Origin of the sequence: Flavobacterium sp. (assembly GCF_029945805.1) — a bacterium.
GTDB lineage: Bacteria > Bacteroidota > Bacteroidia > Flavobacteriales > Flavobacteriaceae > Flavobacterium.
Genome location: NZ_JAQSDH010000033.1, coordinates 105126 through 129679, shown reverse-complemented (window position 1 = coordinate 129679; position 24554 = coordinate 105126). Strand labels below are relative to the sequence as shown.

The 24554-nt window shown below is 34.6% G+C and carries 21 protein-coding genes; 13 read left to right on the top strand and 8 right to left on the bottom strand.

Annotated features, from left to right (window positions below; all coding sequences use genetic code 11):
* Positions 1-55: 55 nt before the first annotated feature.
* Positions 56-931 (bottom strand): PPK2 family polyphosphate kinase, encoded by an 876-nt coding sequence (locus tag PSU83_RS07925; RefSeq protein ID WP_300588625.1) that lies wholly within the window; start codon positions 929-931, stop codon positions 56-58.
* A 27-nt stretch (positions 932-958) separates the two neighbouring features.
* Between PSU83_RS07925 and PSU83_RS07920 the strand changes: the two genes are divergently transcribed.
* The 4 genes from PSU83_RS07920 to PSU83_RS07905 all read left to right on the top strand — a co-directional run bounded on the left by PSU83_RS07920 (position 959) and on the right by PSU83_RS07905 (position 5318).
* Positions 959-1789 carry an esterase-like activity of phytase family protein gene (locus PSU83_RS07920; RefSeq protein WP_300588623.1) on the top strand — a complete coding sequence of 277 codons (831 nt, stop codon included), beginning with the start codon at positions 959-961 and terminating at the stop codon, positions 1787-1789.
* A gap of 127 nt (positions 1790-1916) precedes the next feature.
* Entirely contained in the window at positions 1917-2417 is a 501-nt protein-coding gene (locus PSU83_RS07915) for a sigma-70 family RNA polymerase sigma factor (RefSeq protein ID WP_300588796.1), read from the top strand.
* 2 nt (positions 2418-2419) lie between these two features.
* Positions 2420-3298, top strand: a complete 879-nt coding sequence (locus tag PSU83_RS07910) for a hypothetical protein (RefSeq protein ID WP_300588622.1) — start codon at positions 2420-2422, stop codon at positions 3296-3298.
* Positions 3299-3326: 28 nt separating this feature from the next.
* A complete protein-coding gene (locus PSU83_RS07905; RefSeq protein WP_300588620.1) occupies positions 3327-5318 on the top strand; it encodes a von Willebrand factor type A domain-containing protein in 1992 nt (663 codons plus the stop codon).
* Between the two features lie 87 nt (positions 5319-5405).
* Here the strand turns inward: PSU83_RS07905 and PSU83_RS07900 are convergent, their stop codons facing one another.
* Together PSU83_RS07900 and PSU83_RS07895 are read right to left on the bottom strand one after the other, a co-directional pair.
* Positions 5406-6470, bottom strand: coding sequence for a HAMP domain-containing sensor histidine kinase (locus PSU83_RS07900; protein ID WP_300588618.1), 1065 nt, complete (start codon positions 6468-6470; stop codon positions 5406-5408).
* 49 nt (positions 6471-6519) lie between these two features.
* The gene (locus tag PSU83_RS07895) at positions 6520-8154 is read right to left on the bottom strand and encodes an ABC-F family ATP-binding cassette domain-containing protein (RefSeq protein WP_300588616.1); all 1635 of its coding nucleotides are present in this window, start codon (positions 8152-8154) and stop codon (positions 6520-6522) included.
* 253 nt (positions 8155-8407) lie between these two features.
* On the opposite strand from PSU83_RS07895, the gene PSU83_RS07890 reads away from it, so the two are divergent.
* The gene (locus tag PSU83_RS07890) at positions 8408-9634 is read left to right on the top strand and encodes an MFS transporter (protein ID WP_300588614.1); all 1227 of its coding nucleotides are present in this window, start codon (positions 8408-8410) and stop codon (positions 9632-9634) included.
* Here PSU83_RS07890 and PSU83_RS07885 read toward each other — a convergent pair.
* The 5 genes from PSU83_RS07885 to PSU83_RS07865 all read right to left on the bottom strand — a co-directional run bounded on the left by PSU83_RS07885 (position 9631) and on the right by PSU83_RS07865 (position 13004).
* The gene (locus PSU83_RS07885; protein WP_300588612.1) at positions 9631-9984 is read right to left on the bottom strand and encodes a hypothetical protein; all 354 of its coding nucleotides are present in this window, start codon (positions 9982-9984) and stop codon (positions 9631-9633) included. The genes PSU83_RS07890 and PSU83_RS07885 overlap by 4 nt on opposite strands.
* 18 nt (positions 9985-10002) lie before the next feature.
* Positions 10003-10812 (bottom strand): alpha/beta fold hydrolase, encoded by an 810-nt coding sequence (locus PSU83_RS07880; RefSeq protein WP_300588610.1) that lies wholly within the window; start codon positions 10810-10812, stop codon positions 10003-10005.
* Between the two features lie 16 nt (positions 10813-10828).
* Positions 10829-11044, bottom strand: coding sequence for a DUF2007 domain-containing protein (locus tag PSU83_RS07875; RefSeq protein WP_300588608.1), 216 nt, complete (start codon positions 11042-11044; stop codon positions 10829-10831).
* A gap of 107 nt (positions 11045-11151) precedes the next feature.
* Complete coding sequence (locus PSU83_RS07870; protein WP_300588606.1) at positions 11152-11778, bottom strand: DEAD/DEAH box helicase; 627 nt, start codon at positions 11776-11778, stop codon at positions 11152-11154.
* Between the two features lie 62 nt (positions 11779-11840).
* Positions 11841-13004 (bottom strand): sigma-54 dependent transcriptional regulator, encoded by a 1164-nt coding sequence (locus PSU83_RS07865; protein ID WP_300588604.1) that lies wholly within the window; start codon positions 13002-13004, stop codon positions 11841-11843.
* 298 nt (positions 13005-13302) lie between these two features.
* Between PSU83_RS07865 and panB the strand changes: the two genes are divergently transcribed.
* From panB to PSU83_RS07825, 8 genes are all read left to right on the top strand, one after another.
* Positions 13303-14121 (top strand): 3-methyl-2-oxobutanoate hydroxymethyltransferase, encoded by an 819-nt coding sequence (gene panB / locus PSU83_RS07860; protein WP_300588602.1) that lies wholly within the window; start codon positions 13303-13305, stop codon positions 14119-14121.
* A gap of 58 nt (positions 14122-14179) precedes the next feature.
* Positions 14180-14533 carry a four helix bundle protein gene (locus PSU83_RS07855; protein ID WP_300588600.1) on the top strand — a complete coding sequence of 118 codons (354 nt, stop codon included), beginning with the start codon at positions 14180-14182 and terminating at the stop codon, positions 14531-14533.
* A gap of 9 nt (positions 14534-14542) precedes the next feature.
* A complete protein-coding gene (locus PSU83_RS07850; protein WP_300588598.1) occupies positions 14543-15235 on the top strand; it encodes an RNA pseudouridine synthase in 693 nt (230 codons plus the stop codon).
* 51 nt (positions 15236-15286) lie between these two features.
* Positions 15287-16627, top strand: a complete 1341-nt coding sequence (locus PSU83_RS07845) for a hypothetical protein (protein ID WP_300588596.1) — start codon at positions 15287-15289, stop codon at positions 16625-16627.
* A gap of 61 nt (positions 16628-16688) precedes the next feature.
* Positions 16689-18017: an aldehyde dehydrogenase gene (locus tag PSU83_RS07840; protein WP_300588594.1), complete on the top strand. Its 1329-nt coding sequence runs from the start codon at positions 16689-16691 to the stop codon at positions 18015-18017.
* Positions 18018-18126: 109 nt separating this feature from the next.
* On the top strand, positions 18127-22083 hold the full coding sequence (locus tag PSU83_RS07835) for a PAS domain S-box protein (protein WP_300588592.1): 3957 nt from the start codon (positions 18127-18129) through the stop codon (positions 22081-22083).
* Between the two features lie 10 nt (positions 22084-22093).
* Complete coding sequence (locus tag PSU83_RS07830) at positions 22094-22951, top strand: neutral zinc metallopeptidase (protein ID WP_300588590.1); 858 nt, start codon at positions 22094-22096, stop codon at positions 22949-22951.
* Positions 22952-23107: 156 nt separating this feature from the next.
* On the top strand, positions 23108-24463 hold the full coding sequence (locus PSU83_RS07825; protein WP_300588588.1) for a hydroxymethylglutaryl-CoA synthase: 1356 nt from the start codon (positions 23108-23110) through the stop codon (positions 24461-24463).
* Positions 24464-24554 lie beyond the last annotated feature (91 nt).

Here is a 24554-nt window from a genome sequence, read left to right as displayed (position 1 = left end):
TGTCATTGATATTGCTTTTTGTTATTGAGATTGATTTTTGACATTGAGATTGAAATCACTCTTTCAAGAGTTCTTTATATTCTTCAATATTGGCTTTAACTTTTGGATCTAATTCGGGTTCGTCAATATCAGTAAGTTTTTGAAGTTCTTCCCAAATTATTTTAGCAACAATAACACGCGCCATTTCTTTATCATCTGCTGGTATCACGTACCATGGCGAATGCTTGGTAGAAGTTTCGTTAATGGCTTCCTCATAGTATTTTTGATACTCGTCCCAAAGTTCACGTTCTTTTAAATCGCCTATAGAAAACTTCCAATTGTCTTCACCACTTTCCAATCGTTTCAACAATCGTTTACGTTGTTCTTCTTTGCTCATGTGCAGATAAAACTTCAGCACTAAGGTTCCGTTTTGACTAAGATATTTTTCAAAATTTTTGATTTGCCTCATTCGGTGTTTCCAGAATTTTGGTGTAATGTCTTCCACTTTTTCAATTCCGGGAAGATTCTCAAACAAGATATATTCGGGATGCACTCGGGTAACCAAAACGTTCTCGTAATGGGTTCGGTTGAAAACACCAAACTTTCCTTTTTCGGGTAAAGCCAAATAGTGACGCCATAAATAATCGTGCTCTAATTCGGTTGAGTTAGGTGTTTTAAAACTGTGTACTATCACTCCACGCGTATTAAATTCCTTGAAAACTTCCCTTATCAAACTGTCTTTTCCGCTGGTGTCCATTCCTTGTAAACAAATCAAAACTGCATGCCTATTGTGCGCATACATTACATCTTGACGCTTGCTGAGTTTCTGCTGGATATTTTCTAATTCCGCTTCCTTTTCATCATCAGTGGCATCATTGTTAAGGTTGGTTGGACTAGTAGATAACTTAATGTATTTTGCTACTCTAAAATCGTCGGGATTGATACTTTTCATTGTACAACTGTTTATATTTGTAAACTTATGGAAAAATTTCAACTTTCGCTACTGTTTAAGATCATCGGAATTGGTTCTGCATCAGGATTAGTTTATCTTGACGACAAACTTTATATCATTTCTGATAGCAGCAGTTATTTGTATGAATATCAGCTTTCGGATGCAAAACTGAACAAAATTGCGTTGGTCGATAATCCGCAGGAAAACATCGCCAAGAAAGATAAACCGGACTTAGAAGCGATTGCGCTAAAAGGAAAAAATCTCTATTTATTTGGTTCGGGTTCAACAGAAAGTAGAAATCGACTTTTTAAATACAAACCAAAATCAGGGCAAGTCATAGCAAAAGATAGTACCGATCTCTATTCAAAGATTAAAAGGGAATACACTATTGCAGATGATGAACTGAATATTGAAGGAGTAATATTAAATGGCGAGTCACTTTACATCTTCCAGCGTGGTAACGGAAAAATTGGGAAAAACGGAATTATTTATGCATATGATAGTGCCGAGACTGCAAAATTTGAATTCATTCCGTTTGACTTACCTAAAATTAGAAACGTCGCGACAACCTTTACGGATGCGATTCTAATTGGAGAAACCATTTACTTTTTGGCTACAGCCGAAGACACAACCTCAACGTATTTAGACGGCGAAGTATTAGGAAGTAGCATTGGAAGCATTGATTTGAAAACCATGAAACTCATAGATTGGATTCAGATAACGAACAAACATAAGTTTGAAGGATTGACATTATTCAAAAAATCAGCAACAGAAATCGAGTTTTTATTGTGTGAAGATAATGATACTGAAAAATTAGAGTCGAATATTTATAAATTAGTGACTAGGCAAAAGGGATAAGGGATAAGGGTTTAGATAAAAACTTTAAAAAAAATTAATATTCTTTCCAACCTTTTTACAAAAATTGTTCTCTATATAAAAAAGCCAATTTGTGATTAACGAAAATCAAATACTAGGATGCAAAAAAATGCAGCGGGAATCGCAGCGACAAGTATATGATCACCTGTCTCCAAAATTATACCGCACCTGCAAAAGGTATTTGAAAAAGGAAGAAGAAATTGAAGAAGTATTGGCAGATGCATTTTGCACGATATTCAGTAAAATTAATCAGCTAAAGGAATTTGGCGCATTTGAAGCTTGGTCGCGAAAGATTACGGTGAATCATTGTTTACAGCATTTGAAACGCAATGTAAATTTCAATTTGTATCTAGAAGATACTCCGTTTTATTTACAGCCAGAAGTTGCTGCAGATACTCAGTTGGAAGAAGAAGATTTATTAAACTTATTGAATTTGATTCCAGAAGGTTGTAAAACCATTTTCAATTTATTTGTTATTGAAGGTTATGGACACAAAGAAATTGCACAAATGCTGACGATTTCAGAAGGAACATCCAAATCGCAGTTGAATGCGGCAAAAACCAAATTAAAAGAACTGATTGCTAAATTTTATTATCAAAATGCAAAATAGTGATGAAGAAAGAAGATAAAATATTTGACCAATTCAAATCGGCAGCTAAAAATGCTGAAACCAAGGAGTTTGCGGCAATGGATAAAGTCTGGCAGCGCGTTGAAGAAAAATTGGATACTACCGAAAATAAAAAATCAATCTTGCTTTGGAAGAAAATTGCAGTTGCAGCTTGTCTGTTATTATTCGGAACCTTAGGTTATCATTTTCTTAAACAGGAACAACCTAAAGTAAATGGCGTTGTTGTAAACATAGATTCAACTAAAACATCAATTCCAAAAAAAGAAATTATAGTTACAAGTGATCCAATAATTCCAGAAATTAAGGTAGATGCGGCTGAAATTCTGCAAAAGCAATTAAAACCAGAACGTCAAGTTGCTCTGGAAACAGATATCAAACCAGAGAACAAAGCTGATGCTGTTAACGAAATTCCGTCTTCTCCATCAGGTTACTTTAATGCTCCTTCACCTAGTGCCAGTGCCATCAAAGAAACTTCAGTAGCGGAATCTAAACAAGCAGATATAGAAATGATGCTACAGAAAAACAGAAAGGCATCATTAGTTCATAAAGACGAACCACTTGTTGTGATTGACAATAAAGTTGAAAAAACAAAAATACAAGACATTCAATTTAATGATGATGAATCATTAGTTGTCTTGAATGAACCACTCTACATCATTAATGGAGTAGAATATACCGAACAGGAAGTTTTTGGCCCAAATCCAACAAGTCCGTATTCGCCACTTAAAAAACAAGAAATCGAAACCATTTCCATTCTGCAGGATGAAAAAGCTATCGAAATCTATGGTGAAAAAGGAAAAAAAGGTGTCGTGATTATCACCACCAAAAACGGGAAACCCGTAGCTTCAAAGAAAGCAAAATAACATCGTCCAACCCTTAAATTTTAAAGTCATGAAAAATGTAAAACGTATTTCATTAGCCCTTGCTATGTTCATTTGTGTCGTATCATTTGCACAAGAAAAAACCATTACTGGAGTAGTTTCAGATAAATCAGGGCCTTTGCCAGGTGCCAATATAGTTGTCAAAGGAACCGCACGTGGTACCCAATCCGATTTTGATGGAAAGTACACCATCAAAGCGTCTCAAGGAGAAGTTTTAATCTTCAGCTTTATTGCAATGAATACGTCTAGCGTAGCAGTAGGGAATTCATCTGTAATAAATGTAGTACTACAAGACAACGGGGCAACACTGTCTGAAGTTGTTGTTAATGGGTACGGAAAAACCGAATCAAAATCAAGACAGCTTGGCGCAGCTCAAACGGTGAGTTCACAATCAATAGTTAATAGACCTAACGCTATCCTTCAACAGTCGTTACAAGGTCAATTAAAAGGTACCAGTATTGCTTTAGGTTCTGGTATGCCTGGCCAAGCAAACGTTGTTATTCGTGGCTACAGTTCGATTAACGCAGATGCAGTAGGTTATCTGAAACCGAAAGAAACCATTAAAAAAGATGCTATTAATTCTGGAATCTACAATTCCAATGATGAAGATTACGGAACCCTGGTTGAAAATGTATTTGAAAGTCCGAAAACTGCACCACTTTCTACTTTTTCTATCGATGTTGACAATGCTTCTTACACCAACATTAGACGTTTTATCAACTCGGGACAAAAGGTTCCAAAAGAGGCTGTTCGGGTGGAAGAAATGGTGAACTTTTTCAAATACCAATATCCACAACCAACAGAAGGCAATCCGTTTTCTATTACCACAGAATATAGCGATTGTCCATGGAATCGGAATACCAAATTAGTTCGCATTGGTTTGCAGGGAAAAATCATTCCAACCGATAATTTACCCGCTTCAAATTTGGTTTTCCTTATAGATGTTTCGGGCTCTATGAGTGCTATGAACAAATTGCCCTTAGTCAAAGAATCGTTGAAAGTACTACTAAACCAATTGCGTGATGAGGATAAAATTTCAATTGTGGTTTATGCTGGTGCAGCGGGATTGGTTTTACCTTCAACAGCAGGAAATCAGAAACAAACGATTATTGATGCTTTAGACAAACTACAATCTGGTGGAAGTACAGCGGGTGGCGCCGGAATTGAATTGGCTTACAAAATTGCAATGGATAATTTTATCAAAGACGGAAACAATCGTGTAATTTTGGCAACCGATGGCGATTTTAACGTAGGGGCTTCTTCTGATAGTGCTATGCAAACTTTGATTGAGGCTAAAAGAAAATCGGGGGTATTCTTAACGTGTTTGGGTTACGGAATGGGAAATTACAAAGACAGCAAAATGGAAACCTTAGCCGATAAAGGAAATGGTAACTACGCTTATATCGATAACATTCAGGAAGCGAATCGTTTCTTGGGTAAGGAATTCAAAGGTTCGATGTTTGCTATCGCAAAAGATGTAAAGATTCAAATCGAATTCAATCCGTTACATGTGGCATCCTATCGACTAATTGGTTATGAAAACAGAAAATTGAATCCAGAAGATTTTAAAGATGATGCAATAGATGCTGGCGAATTAGGAAGTGGACACACCGTTACAGCATTATACGAAATCATTCCAACTGGTATAAAAAGCAAATTTTATACTGAACCAACCGATTTAAAATACACCAAAACAGAAGCCACGAAAACCAAATTCAATGCCGAATTGGCAACAGTGAAATTTCGTTACAAAAAACCAGATGGTGATAAAAGCATCGAAATGATTCGAGTGATTGAAGATAAATCAGTAGCTATGAACAATGCTTCCGGAGATTTAAAATTCAGTTCCGCTGTAGCTTGGTTTGGATTGAAATTGAGAGATTCTAAATTTGTAACCAATACCTCTTCATCAGATATTAAAAAATTAGCTAAAGAAGGTTTGGAATTCGATGACCAAGGCTACAGAGCAGAATTCATACGATTGATGGAAGCGGTAAATTAAATTGAAAAAGAAAAATAGTTAAGTTGGGTGTTTTTTTAAATGACGAAACCCTGTTTGGATGCACACGGACAGGGTTTTATTTTTTTACTAAAAATGTAAACTTATTGACGTTCCTTTTTTAGACTGACTTTCAATTTTAATTTGGGCATTGATTTTTTCGCACAGATTCTGCATCAATTGCATTCCGATTCCCATACCAATTTCATTATTGGTACCGCGTTTCGAAACATATTGACGCTTAAAAATAGATTGAATCATGTTTTCCGACATTCCTATTCCATTATCTGAAACGGTTAAAAGATTATCCGAAAATGTGATCTTTATTTCTCCGTTGTCAGGAGTGAATTTAATGGCGTTGGTAATCATATTCCGAGCAATGATTGTAACAATCTCCAAATCAGAATTCAATGTTTTTGTATCAAATGAAGCAGTTATAGCAATATTTTTTGCTTCATAATCATTTTTACAAACTTTCAAAATATCATTAATGGTTTGTTCGATATCAATAGTAACTTTGCTTACGGTAATTGCATTAAAATTGGCTCTGGACCAGTTTAACGTAGTATCCAACATGTCTAAAACGTGCGCCGTTTGATTGTTGATTTTTTCAATAAAACCAGTAAATTCTTCTCGAGATAAATCATAATCTAAAGCCATAGAGGATATCTCTCTAAGATTAATTAGTGGAGCTCTAAGATCGTGACCTAATACCGATAACATTCGGTCGTTATTACTGTTTATACTTTTTAGCTTCTCTTGAAGTGTAATTTCTTTATCCAGATTAACAAACGAAACCACATGAATTTTATCAAGTACAGAAGCCTTTATTTGATACCATTTTTTCATTCCATTCTTGCAGGTGATTAGTGATTTACCCCTCACGAAAAGTTTTCCTTCCTGATTCGAATTAATCTGTTCCTGATCCCAACTTTTAATTACTTTATCTCTGTAAGTTGCCTCTGGATAAGCCTTATCGTACCACGTTTGAATGGTTGGAATTTCTTCTAACGTATATCCGATTTCCATTTTGAATTTTTCATTTAAAAAAGTGTTATAATGAACACCGTCAATCACTTCTGCTATTATAAATGGATAGGGTAAAAAATCAGCTACGTGATGAAGTTCAAATCTAGAAATTTTGCTCGTACTCATAACTTTATTTTTTGAGGCTATGCTGCCATAACTTTGGAAATATAGTTGTTTATTTCTCGATCTCTTTTAAGCTTAACATTTTTTTATGTGCCAAAAACCCTTTAATGTCTTCAAAATGTTCTTTTACACGTTTATTTCCAAATTCAAAGACTTTTTCGGCCAAACCGTCAAGGAAATCACGATCATGAGAAACTAAAATTAAAGTTCCATCAAAATCTTTCAACGCTTCTTTAATGATATCTTTAGTTTTCATGTCTAAGTGATTCGAAGGCTCATCCAGAATTAATAGATTAACGGGTTCCAACAACAATTTAATCATGGCCAAACGCGTTTTTTCTCCGCCCGAAAGCACTTTCACTTTCTTCTGAACATCATCGCCATGAAACATAAAAGCGCCTAGAATATTTTTGATTTGGGTACGAACATCACCAACAGCAATATTATCTATGGTTTCAAATATCGTAGCATTTCCATCTAATAAAGAAGCTTGATTCTGGGCAAAATAACCAATTTGTGAATTGTGCCCCACCTCAACGTTTCCGCTGTTGATTTCAATTTCCTTCATGATGGCTTTAATCATCGTCGATTTTCCTTCACCATTTTTTCCGACGAAAGCTACTTTCTGACCGCGTTCAATGACCATATTGGCATCTTTAAAAATAAGATGTTCTCCATATGATTTTTCCAAATCGCGAACAATTACCGGATATTGTCCGGAACGAATGGATGGTGGAAACTTTAATTTCAAAGCCGAATTATCGATTTCATCCACTTCAATGGGTACAATTTTTTCTAACATTCGAACGCGCGATTGTACTGCATCGGTTTTAGAAAATGTACCTCTAAATCGATCAATGAAAGTCTGATTGTCGGCAATAAATCGTTGTTGTTCGTCGTACGCTTTTTGTTGGTGCACCCTTCTGTCTTTACGCAATTCTAAATAATGAGAATACTTGGCTTTGTAATCGTAGATTCTTCCCATGGTAACTTCGATGGTTCTGTTGGTGATATTATCAACGAAGGCTCTATCGTGAGAAATGACCATTACGGCTTTCGCCTGATTGATCAAGAAATCTTCCAACCATTGGATACTATCCATATCCAAGTGATTCGTAGGCTCATCCAATAAAATCAAATCGGGTTGTTTTAATAGAATTTTAGCCAATTCGATACGCATTCTCCATCCACCAGAAAACTCAGATGTGGGACGATTGAAATCTTCTCTTTCAAATCCTAAACCTTTCAAAACCTTTTCAATTTCGGCTTCGTAGTTCACTTCTTCAATAGAATAAAACTTTTCACTCAATTCAGAAACGCGTTCAATGAGTTTCATGTAGGCGTCACTTTCGTAATCGGTACGAATAGTTAACTGCTCATTAATACCATCAATTTCATCTTTCATTTTGAAGACTTCGGCAAATGCTTTGGATGCTTCTTCCATCACTGTACAATTATCGGCAGCCAATAAATGTTGCGGTAAATAGGCTATCACAGCTTCTTTTGGTGCAGAAATTGATCCGCGTGAAGGTTTACTTTCTCCGGCGACAATTTTAAGTAAAGTTGATTTACCCGCACCGTTTTTGCCCATTAAGGCAATTTTATCATTTTCATTGATGGCGAAAGTTACTTCGCTAAAAAGAGTTGTACCGCCAAATTCTACGGCTATGTCGTTAACTGTTATCATTTAGATTGTTAGACTTCTTAGATTAATTAGACTACTTAGATTTTTTGAAGCGGCAAAGATAGTGTAATTTAGAAATGAGACAATTTGAAAATTTGAAAATGATTTTGTAAACGAGTCTTTTCTTATTAATTTTAATTGCAATTTGACAACAATAACGTTGTAATGAATCAATAAGATGAACAACTTCATTTTATCCTTTTCTATGCGACAGGATTTGGTTAATTTTAAGCATTCAATCAGAATAAAAGAAAATATGCCATTAATAGACTACAGTTTTTTAGAGAAAATTTTACCCAAAGCCAAGATCAAAAAAAGCTATCGGAATGCAAAACAATCGTATTTAAACAGAGTACGATTAGCTACTTCTCTATTCTTTTTTGGGATGGGATTCTGTTTTGCTACTTGGGCAAGCCGGATTCCCGACATCAAATCGATGCTACAATTAAGCGAAGCCGGACTCGGAACACTTTTATTCGCTTTACCCGTTGGTCAGCTTATTGGAATGCCTTTTTCAGGTAGAATTGTTGCCAAGTACGGAAGCCGGAATATTGTAATCATGGCTTTACCGGTATATGCTTTTTGTCTGACTTTATTAGGATTAGCAACCGTAAAGTGGCAATTGGCTTTAGGGTTATTTCTTTTTGGTTTTTTTGGAAATTTTTGCAATATCGCAGTCAATACTCAAGGTGTTTATACCCAACAGCTTTTTGAAAAGCCCATAATGGGTTCGTTTCATGGCTCTTGGAGTTTGGCCGGTTTTTTTGGTGCTGTGACGAGTTTATTTATGCTAGCCATAGAGCTAACGCCATACCAACACTTTTGGGTGGCTTTTGTTTTTACATTATTAATTGTTTTATTCAACTACAAATTCATTATTAAAGCCAAAGTCAAGAAAAAGGGCGAACAATCCAACTACTCCTTTATCAAAAATCCGGATATGACTTTGATTTGGTTAGGTGTTGTGTGCTTTTGCGGAATGGCAAGTGAAGGAGTAATGTTTGACTGGAGTGGTGTTTATTTTAAAGACATCATTAAAGCACCCGGAGCATTAGTCGTTTTAGGCTACACTACTTTTATGATTAGTATGGCTTGTGGTCGATTTTTGAGTGACATTTTAGTTAGAAAATACGGTGCTCGAAAAGTACTTATGACAAGTGGAATTATAATTTCCTGCGGATTGTATACCGCCGTTTTGTTTCCTTATTTGATTCCGTGTACGATTGCCTTTATGATGGTTGGTTTTGGGGTTTCAAATGTGGTTCCGATAATAATCAGTGTTGCTGGAAAGAATGAAAAAGTACCAACCAGTATTGCGTTGACCATTGTATCCAGTATCAGTTTCCTTGGATTTTTAATGGGCCCGCCGTTAATTGGATTCATTGCGGAATTGACAAGTTTAAAATATTCTTTCGCTATTATTGGGGTTTTCGGACTCTTTATTACGATTTTGGTTAGTCAGTTGAAGATTTTTAGAAATTAATCGACACTAAAATGATCCTCGGCATTTCGATTGGGAATGATATCAACCCTATGCCATTCGTCACCTTCAATTAATTCCCAAGAATGTCCTTCACCGTGAATGTCTTCAGCGATTAAAATAATTCCTGGTTCTAAAACAAATTGTTTCCCGTCAGACGTTGTAAATCGGAGTTTGCCTTTTAAAGTTACCACATATTGATAGCGAGGTGCCACATGTTGGTGTTTTTGATACTCTTCTACCTTAGTCTGAATGATAAAACGTTCGCAATCCATACTGAAGTATTCTGGCAAACTACCTTCTTCAAAATAGGAATTTCCGAAATTGTCATTTTGAATTCTGAATGCTCTCATCTTATTGTATTGTTTACACTAATGATTTAAAATTTCTTTGAGTTTTTCTTGATAATCAGGGTTATCATTAATTCCTGTATGCCCTTGATGCTCCAATGTAAATAAACTATCGGTTGGCTTGAATAGCTTTTTAAGTCGAACTGAATTATCAAAAGAAATCAAACGATCTTCTGAGCCATGAAAAACATAAATTGGGGCTTTAACTTTTGCAAAATACTTATTCGTTTCAAAGGTAAATTTCTTTAAAAAGTTGGGAAAAAATGGCACTCTAGAACTTGAAAATTCTAAGAAATTATAATATGGTGCCTGAAGTATGAGTTGTTTCGGATTCTGATTTGATGCCAAATATGTCGCCCCACCAGTTCCAATTGAATAACCAATAATGATGATTTTATTTTGATTGTATCGCTTCGCTAAATTCTTATACGCAAATGAAATATCTTTATAAAATTGGTCTTGATTGTCGATTTCACCTTCGCTTTTACCGTAGCCTCGGTAATCTAGAATGAAAATATCATAACCCAAATCAGTGTAAATAGTGGCAATTTCTCCCCAGGAATCTAAAGCTCCTGCATTTCCGTGCAAATAAAAAATCAAGCCTTTCGGATTTGGTGTTTTAAACAATAAACCGTTAAGTTTTTTATCATCGAAAGAAGTAATAGTAAGCTCTTCAAAATTTTGTTTAAAGTCAAATTTATATTCTTTAGGCAATTTGGATGCTACGAAAATCATTTCTTCCTGATTGATATAAACGTAGGACGCATACAAAAGATAAATGATTCCAAAAAAAGACAGAAGATATTTAAAAACAAATTGTACTGTTCGCATCCCGACGTTTTGATTGTTAAATACTCAACCTAAACTCTTCAATAATAGGATTGGCTTTACCGAAATCAACTTCTTGAATGAACAATTCGACCGCTTTTGCCGTTTGAATACTAGGCAAAACATTTGCCTGATTATTGTCTCTAATAACAACGTTAATATTTGATTCTTCTAGTCTTTCTTTTAAACCTACTGCTAGAATTTCTTCTCCTGAAAATATTTTAATTAGACCCATTTTTATTTATGATTTACGAATTACAATTTACGATTTATTTGTGGCACCTCTTCAAACTCAGCATGACATTTTTTAGTGGTTTCTGATTTCTAAATTCTGACTTCTGACTACGCTTCGTCTTCCCCATCCATTTCAAAAAAAACGGGTTCAATCATTATTTTATCGGCTAGTGATTCTACCCTTTCGGTAATTTGGGAACAAAAGAACAAGCGTTGTGTTTTTTCAATACTGTTTGACAAACGGTGCACAATGGCATCCATTCTGATTCTGAATAAAACATCAGCATCATCAACTACTAAAAGTTTTATGGTATTGCTATTAAATCCGGCGGAAGCAAACATGGCGTTGATTTTGTTGGGTGTTCCAATAAGAATATCCAATCCCATCGAAACTACATTTTTATCGTAATCGATGTCGCCTTTCTCGTGAACTCCTAGAATACTCAAATCGGTATACGTTCCATATTGCAGGAACAATTCTTCCATTTCGATTACTTTTTCCTTAGTTTCTACAATGATTAAGGCCCGTGTACTTTCGTCTAAAGTTTTTTCTAATTTTTGAATGACGTTCAAAACAATAGTAGTTGTTTTTCCGGTTCCAGGACCCGATTGTATGACAGCATCGGCACCGCTTTTAATTGTTGAAAACGTTTGCTGTTGCATTTCGTTAGCTTCGGTTAAACCGTGCTCAATTAGTGCGTTCTGGAGATTTAGGTTTATTTTTTTTAAATTCATTGTAAAGGGATAAGTTAAAAGGGAAAAGGGAGTAGACTTTTGCCTTATCCCTTATCCCTATTTTATTTGGATGCAAACAAGTTCACATCTGTTTCTGAAATTTCGGTTCCACCAAGGATTATTAAACGTTCCACCACATTTCGAAGTTCGCGGATATTTCCTGTCCAATCGTATTCTTGTAGCAATTTGATTGCCTTATCCGAGAAAGCCTTTGCAACATTTCCTTGTTCTTCTGCAATTTTAGTAGAAAAATGAGTAATTAACAATGGAATATCACTTCTTCTGTCGTTCAACGAAGGCACTTTGATTAAAATTACGGCTAATCGGTGATACAAATCTTCACGAAAGCGACCTTCTGCAATTTCTTTTTTTAAGTCTTTATTGGTTGCTGCGATAACTCTAACATTGATCTTGATGTCTTTATCGGCACCCACTCTTTGAATTAAACTTTCTTGCAATGCACGTAATACTTTCGCTTGCGCCGAAAGACTCATGTCGCCAATTTCATCTAGAAAAATCGTTCCGCCATCAGCAGCTTCAAATTTACCAGCTCTATCTTTAATGGCAGAAGTAAACGCCCCTTTTACGTGTCCGAATAATTCGCTTTCAATCAATTCGGATGGAATGGCAGCGCAATTGACTTCAATCATGGGTGCAGCAGCTCGTTCGCTTTTTTCATGCAGTTGATGGGCTACCAATTCTTTTCCGGTTCCATTGGGACCCGTTATTAAAACTCTGGCATCGGTCAACGCAACCTTCTCAATCATAAGATTGATTTGTTGAATTGGTTCGCTTTCGCCAATTATTTCGTAGTTTCGAGAAACTTTTTTCTTTAGTATTTTATTTTCAACGACCAGTTGCTTTTTGTCTAATGCATTCCGCACAGTATTCAGTAACCGATTCAAATCGGGTGGCTTTGAGATGTAATCAAAGGCTCCAAGACGCATCGTGTTGACGGCAGTTTCTAAATCGCCGTGACCTGAAAGCATTACCATCGGAATCTCGGGCTTGATTTTCTTAACCGCTTCGAGCAATTCTTCGCCGTTCATTTTTGGCATTTTGATGTCGCAAAGAACCAAATCATAATCTTCATTTTTGATTTTTTCAAAACCTATTTTTCCGTCTTCTGCCTCGTCTAAAATATAGGCACTGCTTTCTTCAGAAAGTATTTTGATTAATACTCTCCGGATTGACAATTCGTCTTCGATAATTAAAATTTTGGGCATACTTGTATGTTTCGATTTTCACCCCGATCGCTCTCGATGTGATTCTAATTTTATGGTTTACTCGATAGCCCTGATTGCAGTGGAAATCATCTTTATCAAAGTTTTTTACTTTGATAAAGATATTGGAACACTTCGACAAGCTCAGGATAAACTAAAGCAGGAATATGGTTTAATCCAAGCCCGAACCTTTCGCTCCTAATCAAGATGGCACAAAAATAGTATAATTTAAGCATACTCTGTTGAATTTTGATTTAAGACAAATAGATTTTATACTTTTACCGCATCAAAACTAAAGGATATGTCTACAGCAAAAAAAGATTATAAAAGGATTACAACTAAGTCATTGTTTGATATGAAAGCCAATGGCGAAAAAATTTCTATGCTTACGGCATACGATTATACCATGGCTAAAATTGTGGATTCTGCTGGTGTGGATGTGATTTTAGTTGGTGATTCTGCAAGTAATGTTATGGCGGGTCATGAAACTACTTTGCCTATAACTTTAGACCAAATGATTTATCATGCTTCAGGCGTGGTTCGTGCTATTGAACGTGCTTTGGTTGTGGTAGATTTGCCTTTCGGAAGTTACCAATCGGATCCTAAAGAAGCTTTGCGTTCTGCCATTAGAATCATGAAAGAAAGTGGCGGTCATGCTGTGAAATTAGAAGGTGGAAGTGAAATTAAAGAAAGTATCAAACGCATTTTGAACGCCGGAATTCCCGTTATGGGACATTTAGGTTTGACACCGCAATCTATATACAAATTTGGAACTTATACCGTACGCGCTAAAGAAGATGCAGAAGCGGAACAATTGATTGAAGATGCTAAATTATTAGAAAAATTAGGTTGCTTTGCCTTGGTTTTGGAAAAGATTCCAGCGAGTTTAGCTGAGAAAGTTGCTAAAACAATCTCTATTCCTGTAATTGGGATTGGGGCTGGTGGCGGTGTTGACGGACAGGTTTTGGTAATTCACGACATGCTCGGCATGAACAACGAGTTTAGTCCTAGATTTTTGCGCCGTTATTTAGATTTGTACGAGCAAATGACAAAAGCGATTGGAAATTATGTTGCGGATGTGAAATCGAAAGATTTTCCGAATGCGAATGAACAGTATTAGTTAGACTTGATAGATTTTTAGACTAATTAGACAACTTAGATAAATTTATATTTTATACATGCATCAATTTAAAGAACTAGAAATTTGGAAAAGGAGCAGATTATTTTGTTCCCAGATTTATACAATAACTTCAAAGTTTCCTAGTGATGAAAAATTTGGTTTAACTAACCAACTACGGAGAGCATCAGTCTCTATTCCTTCAAATATAGCTGAAGGTTCTTCAAGAAATTCAAATAAAGATTTCGCAAGATTTTTAGAAATTGCAGTTGGTTCTGCTTACGAAATAGAAACGCAACTTTTAATTGCATTAGATTTGGGTTTTATCAAAAATGATGAATTAGAGAAATCAATTATCGAATTGAATGAAATTATTAAAATGATTTCCCGATTCCTTTCTAATCTAAAAATCTAACAATCTAAAATGTCTAAGATAGTCTCAAATAAAGACAACCTCCAAATTCTTCACGAAGACAATCACATCGTTGTGGTCAACAAGCGTGTTGGTGATATTGTTCAGGGCGATAAAACGGGTGACAAACCGTTATCTGAGGTTGTAAAAGAATACATCAAAGATAAATACAATAAACCTGGTGAAGTTTTTCTAGGCGTAGTTCATAGATTGGACAGACCTACAAGCGGAATCGTAGTTTTTGCCAGAACATCTAAAGCGTTAACTCGTTTGAACGAAATGTTCAGCAATAGAGAAACCCAGAAAACCTATTGGGCAGTTGTAAAAAACAAACCGCCAAAAGACGAAGATAATTTGATACATTTTCTGAAAAGAAACGAAAAGAATAATACTTCTAAGGCACACACAAACGAAGTTCCAGAAAGCAAAAAAGCCAGTTTAGATTATAAAATCATAAAAAAGCTAGACAATTATTTTGTGCTCGAAATCAATCTGCATACTGGAAGGCATCATCAAATCAGGGCGCAGTTGACAGCAATTGGCTGTCCGATAAAAGGTGATTTAAAATACGGATTTGACCGCAGTAATCCTGATGGTGGAATTCATTTGCATGCCAGAAAATTAGTTTTTATTCATCCTGTTTCCAAAGAAAGCATTGCAATCGCTGCATCGACGCCAAAAGATGCTATTTGGAATTCTATTTAATAATAAAAATTGTATTTTTACTTCTTTACAACCTAATAAAAAATAGCTTCTATGAACAAAATCATTTTATCTGTAGGTTTACTACTTGGTGTTACTGCTTTTGCACAGGACCAATTCTCTGGAATCAGTACTTCAAATCGTGTGGGGATTTTAAATGGTATCATTAACCCTGCTGAATTTTCCAATCTTTCTAAAAAGTTTGAAATTAATCTTGTTGGAATAAGTTTAAATGCGTCCAATAATAAAATTGGAATTAGTGATTTGGGTTCAGACAATCTTGAAGAATTACTATTTTCAGGAAATGAACCAGTAAATGCGCGTTTTGACGGAACCATAATCGGACCAAGTTTTGCTACTAAGTGGAAGAAATGGGGCTTTGGCATAACGACAGCCGCACACGCAAAATTTGACATGGTTGATATTGATCCAACAATTGGGAATGCGATCACCAACAATAATTTAATTTTAAACACGACACTCTTAAACAATCCAAATAATCAACGATTAAGCGGAACTTCGTACGGAGAGGTGGGGTTATCAGCGTCTCGAATTATTTATCAAACCGAAAAACATCAGATTAGTGTGGGTACCACTTTAAAACTTTTGTTCCCTGGCTCCTATTCAAATTTTGGACTTAGCAATCTTAACGGAACAATCACTCAAAACGCAACTGGAGCTTACCTTACCACAAATTCTCCCGCAACTTTGAATGTAGCTTATTCAGGAAATTTGGCTGAAAGTTTTTCTAACTTTAGTGATTACAGCAACTCTATTTTTGGGGGTTTAAACGGTTTTTCAGGTGATGTTGGTTTTAATTATCGGTTAAAAAATGAAAGCGGATATAAACTTAACTTTGGATTATCAGTAAGAAATATCGGAAGCATGACTTATAAAGATAACAATAATGCTTCTTCAAATTATACGTTGAACATCCAACCCAATCTGCAAAATCCGCAAGGATTAGACTTAGGTGTATTTCAAAATGTAGATAACCTTAGCGAAGTGGAACAAATTTTAAGAGATCAAGGTTACTTAACGGAATTGCCTTCAGAAAGAAAATTTAAGGTGAAATTGCCAACGTCACTTACTGCTTACGCGGATTTTAAAATTGTTCCAAAGTTTTATGTAACGGCGTATATGCAAAGAAAATTAAACGATGATGATGGAAATGCGCAGATCACTGTTCCTAATATTTTAAGCATAACACCAAGAGTAAACTTAGGCTTTTTTGAAGCTTATATTCCAATTTCAAATGATGACATTTCAGGAACTAATGTGGGCTTTGGTTTTAGATTAGCTGGATTCTATCTAGGTTCAAGTTCTATTATTACTTCTTTGGCAGATGGCAAATCAGCAGATTTTTATACAGGATACCGTATTGCATTTTTGTAAAATAATAAATTTGAATTTTAGATGTTAAAAATGTAACTTGCTGAACCAATTTAGCCTAGTTATGATTTTTAAAAGCGATGTCTCATATAGAAAGCAATCTTTAATAAAGTTATTGAATTGCGTTCAGTCGTATGAACAAGAAATCATTACAGCGCTTTACGATGATTTCAAAAAGTCGGAATTTGAAGCAATAGCAACAGAAACCAATTATATTGTATCTGAACTTAATTCAACAATTAACAGTATAGACAAATGGGCAAAACCAACTAGGGTCTTGCCTTCTCTTTTAAATTTTCCTTCAACGGATTATATCTACAAAGAGCCTTACGGAAGAGTACTCATTATTGCCCCATGGAATTATCCGTATCAATTGGCTTTTGCCCCTTTAATCGCAGCTGTTGCAGCAGGAAATCAGGTTGTAGTAAAACCTTCTGAACTTACACCGAATACCTCAAAAATTATTGCTAAAATAATAAAGGAATCGTTTGAGAAAAAACATGTTGAATGTGTGGAAGGCGACCATACTGTAGCTGAAAAATTACTAGCCGAACGCTGGGATTACATCTTCTTTACGGGAAGTGTTGCCATTGGAAAAATAGTTGCCAAAGCCGCTGCAGAAAATCTAACACCCGTAACCTTAGAGCTTGGCGGTAAAAACCCATGTATTATTGATGAAACTGCTAATCTTAAAGTAGCCGCCAAAAGAATCGTTTGGGGTAAATTTCTGAATGCCGGCCAAACTTGTATCGCACCCGATTATTTATTGGTTTCCAATAAAATAAAAGCAGCTTTTATCGAATTATTAAAAATAGAAATCACCAATGCTTATGGTGAGAATCCAGAAAGTTCTGCTGATTTTCCTAGAATTATCAATGAAAAAAATTGGAAAAGACTTTCCGCCATGTTAGACAATGAAACGATACTTGTAGGCGGACAAACCAATAGTAAAGAGTGCTACATTGCTCCAACTTTGCTCGACGAATCCAAACTAGATAGTTTGGTCATGAAAGATGAAATTTTTGGACCAATTCTACCAATTCTATCATATACAGACGCAGTCGATTTACAACATATTATTTTGAACTATAACAAACCACTGTCTTTATTTGTATTCACTGAGAATAAATCATTTGCAAAAAAAATAATTCAGAATTATTCGTTCGGAGGCGGCTGTATCAATGATACCGTAATACATTTTGCCAATAGTAGATTACCTTTTGGAGGCGTGGGCAACAGCGGAATTGGCGCGTATCATGGCAAACGTAGTTTTGATACTTTTTCGCATCAAAAAGCCATAGTAAAAAGAGCAACTTGGCTTGATATTCCTTTGCGCTATGCACCATACAAAGAGAAATTAACTTTAATAAAAAAAATATTAAAATGGATGTAATAAAATATTGAATACAAATGTAAAAAATGCAAACAGTATTTTTATATTTGTGGTAATCATATAATTAAGCAGTGTTCCCTTAAATCTTATTTTAAATAATACCTTCCCATTGAATATCTTATTTAGCTTATTAACCTTGAATAATTATAGTGCAATTGGATGCATAATTATTTGTTTTATTATTCTTTATTTTGTCGTAAATAAAACAATTAAAAAACAATTAAAATTCAGTGGTAAACATTCCGAGTTTACAGTAAGCGATGAGCGTTACAAACTTTTCTTTCTGTTTTTTGGATTTACAATTCCTCTTTTCGAAACCATATTATACCTATTTGATGTCCGCGCTACTAATTACGTGGCGTTTAATTATTCAACAGGTGCTATCTTACTGATAGTCTATTTTTTATACCCTAAGATTTCGTTTGTTTCAAAAAATATTTACGCCTTATTTGTTATTTTCTTTGCAGTATATTTCAGTTTTATTTGCTATACTGTTTTTTTAAAACCTTATGAATTTGCCTGTTATGTAACTTTTATTCTCAGTTTTTTCATTTCCTATTTTATCTCTCAAAAGATAATTCATTATTGGCTTTTTACCTTATTAGTTTTTGGTATTTTAATTGTTGCATTTCAATTTGATGCGATCGAAAAAGATAATTTTATCATTTTGGTTAGTACTTTCATATCAATTATTATTTTTCATGTTGGAAATTATTTAACTTATATTGAAAACAATAGCAAATTTAATTTTTCAAATATTGTAATAAACAATGGTGCTTCTATTATTTTAACGAGTAATAAAAAAGGAGAAATAACATTTTGTAGCGATTCAATCGAATTTATTTTAGGGTATGAATCGAAAGAAGTTCTAGGCAGTAGATTTTGGATTTTGACGGAGGATTCAGAATTTATCGGAGAAGCATACCACGACAATTATGAAGATGAGAGAACGTATATTAGAAAATTAAAGTGTAAGAGCGGAGAATATAAATTTATACAATGGAGAGATAAAAAATACTCCGAAGATATTTTTATCGGTATTGGTCAAGATGTAACCGAGCAGATTACCATACAAAATCAGTACAGAAGCCTTATTGAATCTGCTGCAGATTTAATTTACGAAGTTGATTTGGGTGCTATCCTTACCTATGTCAACCAATTTACGGAAAAGACTCTTGGTTATTCAAAAGAGGAGGCTTTGGGCAAACATTTCTTTAAATACATCCGTAAAGATCATGTGGATTATGTTGTCGATTTTTATAAAGAAATTCCAACCGACACTAACCAGTATAATGACTTAGTTTTTCCGCTTATCAAGAAAGATGGTGATATTATCTGGGTGTCTCAAAAAGTGACCTTAAAAAGAAACGAAAATTTTGAAGTTGTTGGTTTTTCAGCAATTGCAAGAGATATAACCTTGGTTAAAAGTCTAGAAATTGAACATTATAACCGAAGTAAAAAAGTCAGAGTCCACAACGAAACATTAAAGACATTAACTTCACAAAGTTATTCCAATACCGATACTTTTAGTGGAATTCTAAAAAATATTCTCAAAATAGCTAGTAAAAATTGTTCGATTGACAGAGTCAGCTACTGGACCTTCCAAAAAGAAGCAATTAGATGCGAAAGTATCTATTATTTACAAAGCGACAGATTTGAAAAGAACTTTGTTATTGACCGAGAAAGTTATCCCAGTTATTTCAAAAATCTAGAAACTGGTGCTCAAATAGTTGCCTCAAACGTTTATGAGAACGCCGCTACACAAGAACTTTGTTATGACTATTTTCCTAAAAATGACATCAAATCACTTCTGGATACGCCGATATTTATTAATGGAGAGGTGATTGGAATTTTATGCTTTGAGAAAATAGAAATCGCAATAGAATGGGACAATGAAGATATTAACTTTTCGCGTTCTATTGGCGATTTAATAGCTATTGCCATTGAATCACAATTGTTGTTAGAGTCCGACAAAAAACTATCCTACAAAACGGAAATATTAACCGTTATCAATCAAAATACTCAAAAGTTTCTATTGTCTAAAAATACAGATGACATTTTTCAGGGTATTTTAGAAACTATTGGTAATGTAACTCAAGTTGATAAATTATTATTTTTTAAGAACGATGCAGAAAACAAATCAATCATTCAAAAATACAGATGGTTAGGTGAAACAAAATCGTTAACCGCATTAAATTCATCGATACTAAATATTCCTTACACTACAATTGCTGACGTTATGGAAAATATGGAAAATAAAATTCCTTATTTTATGACGATCAGAAAAATCAAAAATGAGGTTACGAAGGACTTTTTTGAGAAACTAGGCACCAAATCAATCTTAATACTCCCAATTTTTGTCAAAGGAAATCTATATGGTTTATTTGCATTTAACATGACCAAAAATGAACGAGAATGGACAAGCGACGAAATTACTACATTACAAATCTTAACAAATAATATCTCGTATGCTATAGAACGAAATCTAAACGAAAGTATAATTCAGCAAAGCGAGGAAAAATTTAAACTTCTAGCTAACAATATTCCTGGAACGGTTCACCTCTCAAAATATGATAATAAATGGTCTAAAATATATTTAAACGATCAAATTGAAAAACTGACCGGATTTCCAAAAGAAGACTTCCTTCAAAACAAACTCTTTTACATCGATTTGGTTCATCAAGACGATTTAAACATCGTTTTAAATAAAGCACACGATCTCTTTAAAAACAAACAAAAACTTCATTTGATTTACCGAATCATAACTAAAGACGGCCATTTTAAATGGGTTGAAGAGTTTGGAGAACCAATTATTAAAGAGAATACGATTGAATTTATAGTTGGAATCTTTATTGACATTACGCAAAGAATTGAAGCTGAAGAAGCAATCAAAGCTAAAAATTATGCGGAAGCTGCGAATAAAGCCAAATCGGAATTTTTAGCAAATATGAGTCATGAAATTAGAACTCCATTGAATGGAATTATTGGTTTTACCGAACTCTTGATGAACTCAAATTTGGAAGCTATTCAGAAAAAATACATGAATACAATCAATCAATCTGCGAATTCCTTAATGGAAGTTATCAATAATATTCTCGATTTTTCAAAAATTGAATCAGGTAAACTTGAACTTAATATAGAAAAAATAAATCTCAGCGAAATCACGAATCAGGTATTTGACTTAATTAAATATGAAGCTAATTTAAAGAATCTGCAAGTAAATTTAATTATTGATAAAGAAGTCCCTAAATATATTGAAGTTGACTATATAAGATTAAAGCAAGTTCTTGTGAATCTGTTAAGTAATGCTGTTAAATTTACAGAGAAAGGTTCTATTGATTTGAAGGTTTCCGTTTTTGAAACCCTAGATGATAAAAAAATAAAACTGAAATTTTTAGTAAAAGACACTGGAATTGGAATTAAAAACACAAATCAGAAGCGAATATTTGAAGCGTTTGCACAAGAAGATAATTCGACAACTAAAAAATTTGGAGGAACAGGTTTAGGGCTTTCAATATCAAATCAATTGCTGGGTTTAATGAAGAGTCGCTTAGAACTTGAAAGTGAATTTGGCATAGGAAGTGAGTTTAGTTTTGTACTCGAAGTTACTTATTCAAACCAGCCAATAACGATTAAACTACATGACGAAGTTATAAAAAACAACCCTTCAAATTGCATAGTTACCAATGATGAAAAGCTTATCTTTATAGTGGAAGACAATAAGATAAACATGCTATTGGCCAAAACTTTAGTGAAACAAATCATTCCAAATGCCAACATTATGGAATTGGAAAATGGACAAGAAGTTCTAGAAAAAACAAAAGATCAATTCCCAGATTTGATTTTGATGGACATTCAAATGCCAGTAATGAATGGTTACGATGCGACTGTTGCAATCAGAAAGATTCCGCATGCGGATACTATTCCCATCATTGCACTAACTGCCGGAACAATCGTTGGTGAGAGAGAAAAATGTATTGAATACGGGATGAATGATTATATTCCGAAGCCTATAGATAAAGAACTTTTGATTAAAATCATAAGTCAATGGATAACTAAAAACTAAACTGTATTATATGAAATGGGATAGACAAAATAGCGATTCGTTTGAAGATCGAAGAGGAATGTCAGGCGGAAAAAAAGCACTCCTTGGCGGAGGTGCAATTGGAATTATTGTTTTATTACTCAACATGTTTGGTGGCGAAACCGGACAGAGTATCGGTAATATCATAGAGCAAACACAAGGAACGCAGACCCAAACTGAAGGAACTCAAACTAGGGAATTATCAGCCGAAGAAAAAGAATTGGGCGCTTTTTCAGAATCCTGTTTTGTTTACAATACCAAAACTTGGGCGACCATTTTTGAAGAGAACAACATGAATTTTGAAAATCCTGGAATGGTACTTTTTGATGATGGTGTAGAAACAGAATGCGGTAACGCAACATCTGCTTCTGGCCCGTTTTACTGTCCGAGTGATCAAAAGATATACATGGATTTACGGTTTTTTGAAGAACTGAAAACACGTTTTGGAGCTGAAGGCGGAGATTTTGCTATTGCGTATGTAATTGCTCATGAGATGGGGCATCACATTCAAACCTTGATGGGAACTTCAGCGAAAGTTCGTCAACTGCAACAAGGAAAAAGCGAAGCTGAAGCCAATAAATTATCAGTAGGTGTCGAATTACAAGCCGATTTTTATGCGGGTGTATGGGCACATTACAACAAGAATTTACTTCAAGATGGTGATATTGAAGAAGCTTTAAGCGCCGCTAATGCAGTTGGAGATGATGCTATTCAGACTAGAATGAACGGTCAAGTGAATCAGGAATCATTCACGCACGGATCATCCGAACAAAGAATGTACTGGTTTAAAAAAGGATATAATTCGGGCGACATCAAACAAGGAGATACTTTTTCGGCATTATTGAATTAGAATCATCAGTATTTAAACTTTAAAATACCATTTCATAAAATTATTTGAGATATTATTGATATAATCGTAAATCGTGTTCAACACACTAATTATAAAGCCAATTTCAACACATTTTGAAGTTGGCTTTTTTAATTTTGTAGTGCAAAAAATAACAAAATGAACGTAGGCATCGACAGTATCGCATTTGATATTCCACAACTTTTTTTACCCATAACCACATTAGCCGAAAACCGAAATATTGAACCCGAAAAACTTATCAAAGGTTTGGGTTTGCACAAAATGAGCTTTCCGGATGTGCATCAGGATGTCGTTACGATGGCTTCAAATGCGGCTTTAAAACTGATTCAGCAGGAAAATCTGAATCCAGAAGAAATTCATAAAATCTATGTCGGAACCGAAAGTGGTGTTGATAGCTCCAAGCCTGTTGCTTCCTATGTTGTATCCAATTTAGAAAGCATTTTTGGTGAAGCAAGTTTCAGAAATTGCGATGTCGTCGATTTGACTTTTGCCTGTATTGGTGCCATTGATGCATTACAGAATTGTCTCGATTATATTCGTTTGAATCCATCTAAAAAAGCGATCGTCATTGCATCCGATAATGCGAAATACGATTTAAATTCGACCGGAGAATATACGCAAGGTGCCGGTTCGATTGCGATGCTGATTACATCAAATCCCAGCATTTTGAGTTTTGCAAATGCAGTTGGTGTTTCCACACAAGGTGTATTTGATTTTTTTAAACCCAGAAGATATTTCTCCAAGGCAGAAGCATTAAAACTAGCCGACAATCCCGAATGGAATGGCATCCTGGAAAATGAAATTGCAATTTATAAAGAGCAACCGGTTTTTGACGGACAGTATTCCAATCAATGTTACATTAACCGAATTACTGAAGCTTACGAACATTACAAATCAGAAAGCCATCAATCGGGAAATATTTATGAAAATTGGGAAAGCATACTAATGCATCTTCCCTATTGTTTTCAGGGACGACGTACTTTTATTGAAATTTTCGCCAAAGAAAATCCAAAATTAGTAGAATTGCAACTTGGAGAAACTTTGAAAGACAAAATCAAAGCTTTAGCCAAAAGTCCAGAATATTTAGCGTTGGTAAACGAAAAAATTCTCCCTTCAGAAATTGCTTCCGGACAAATTGGAAATATTTATACAGGTTCAATTTTCTTGGGATTACTCTCAACTTTGTGTCATCATTTCCAACAAAAATCAGATTTGACAAACAAAAAAATGGGATTCATTGCTTACGGAAGCGGATCCAAAGCAAAAGTCTTTGAAGCAGAAGTTTCAGAAAATTGGAAAGATGCTATCGCAAAAGTAAAACTATTCGAAACACTTGAAAAATGTACACCAATAGATTTTGCTACTTATGAAAAACTTCATAAAAAAGAAACCAAACAATCGATAATTGCTCCAAAAAGCGAATTCTATTTAGACAGCATCGAAAAGGAAAATCCGGTTTTAACTGGCGCCAGATATTATAAGTTTGTGGAATAGTTTATTCTAGATAGTTTTAATTACATTCGTACATCACATTTAAAACTTTAAAACTGCAAAACTCTCCACTTACAATTGAAGCCCCGGAATC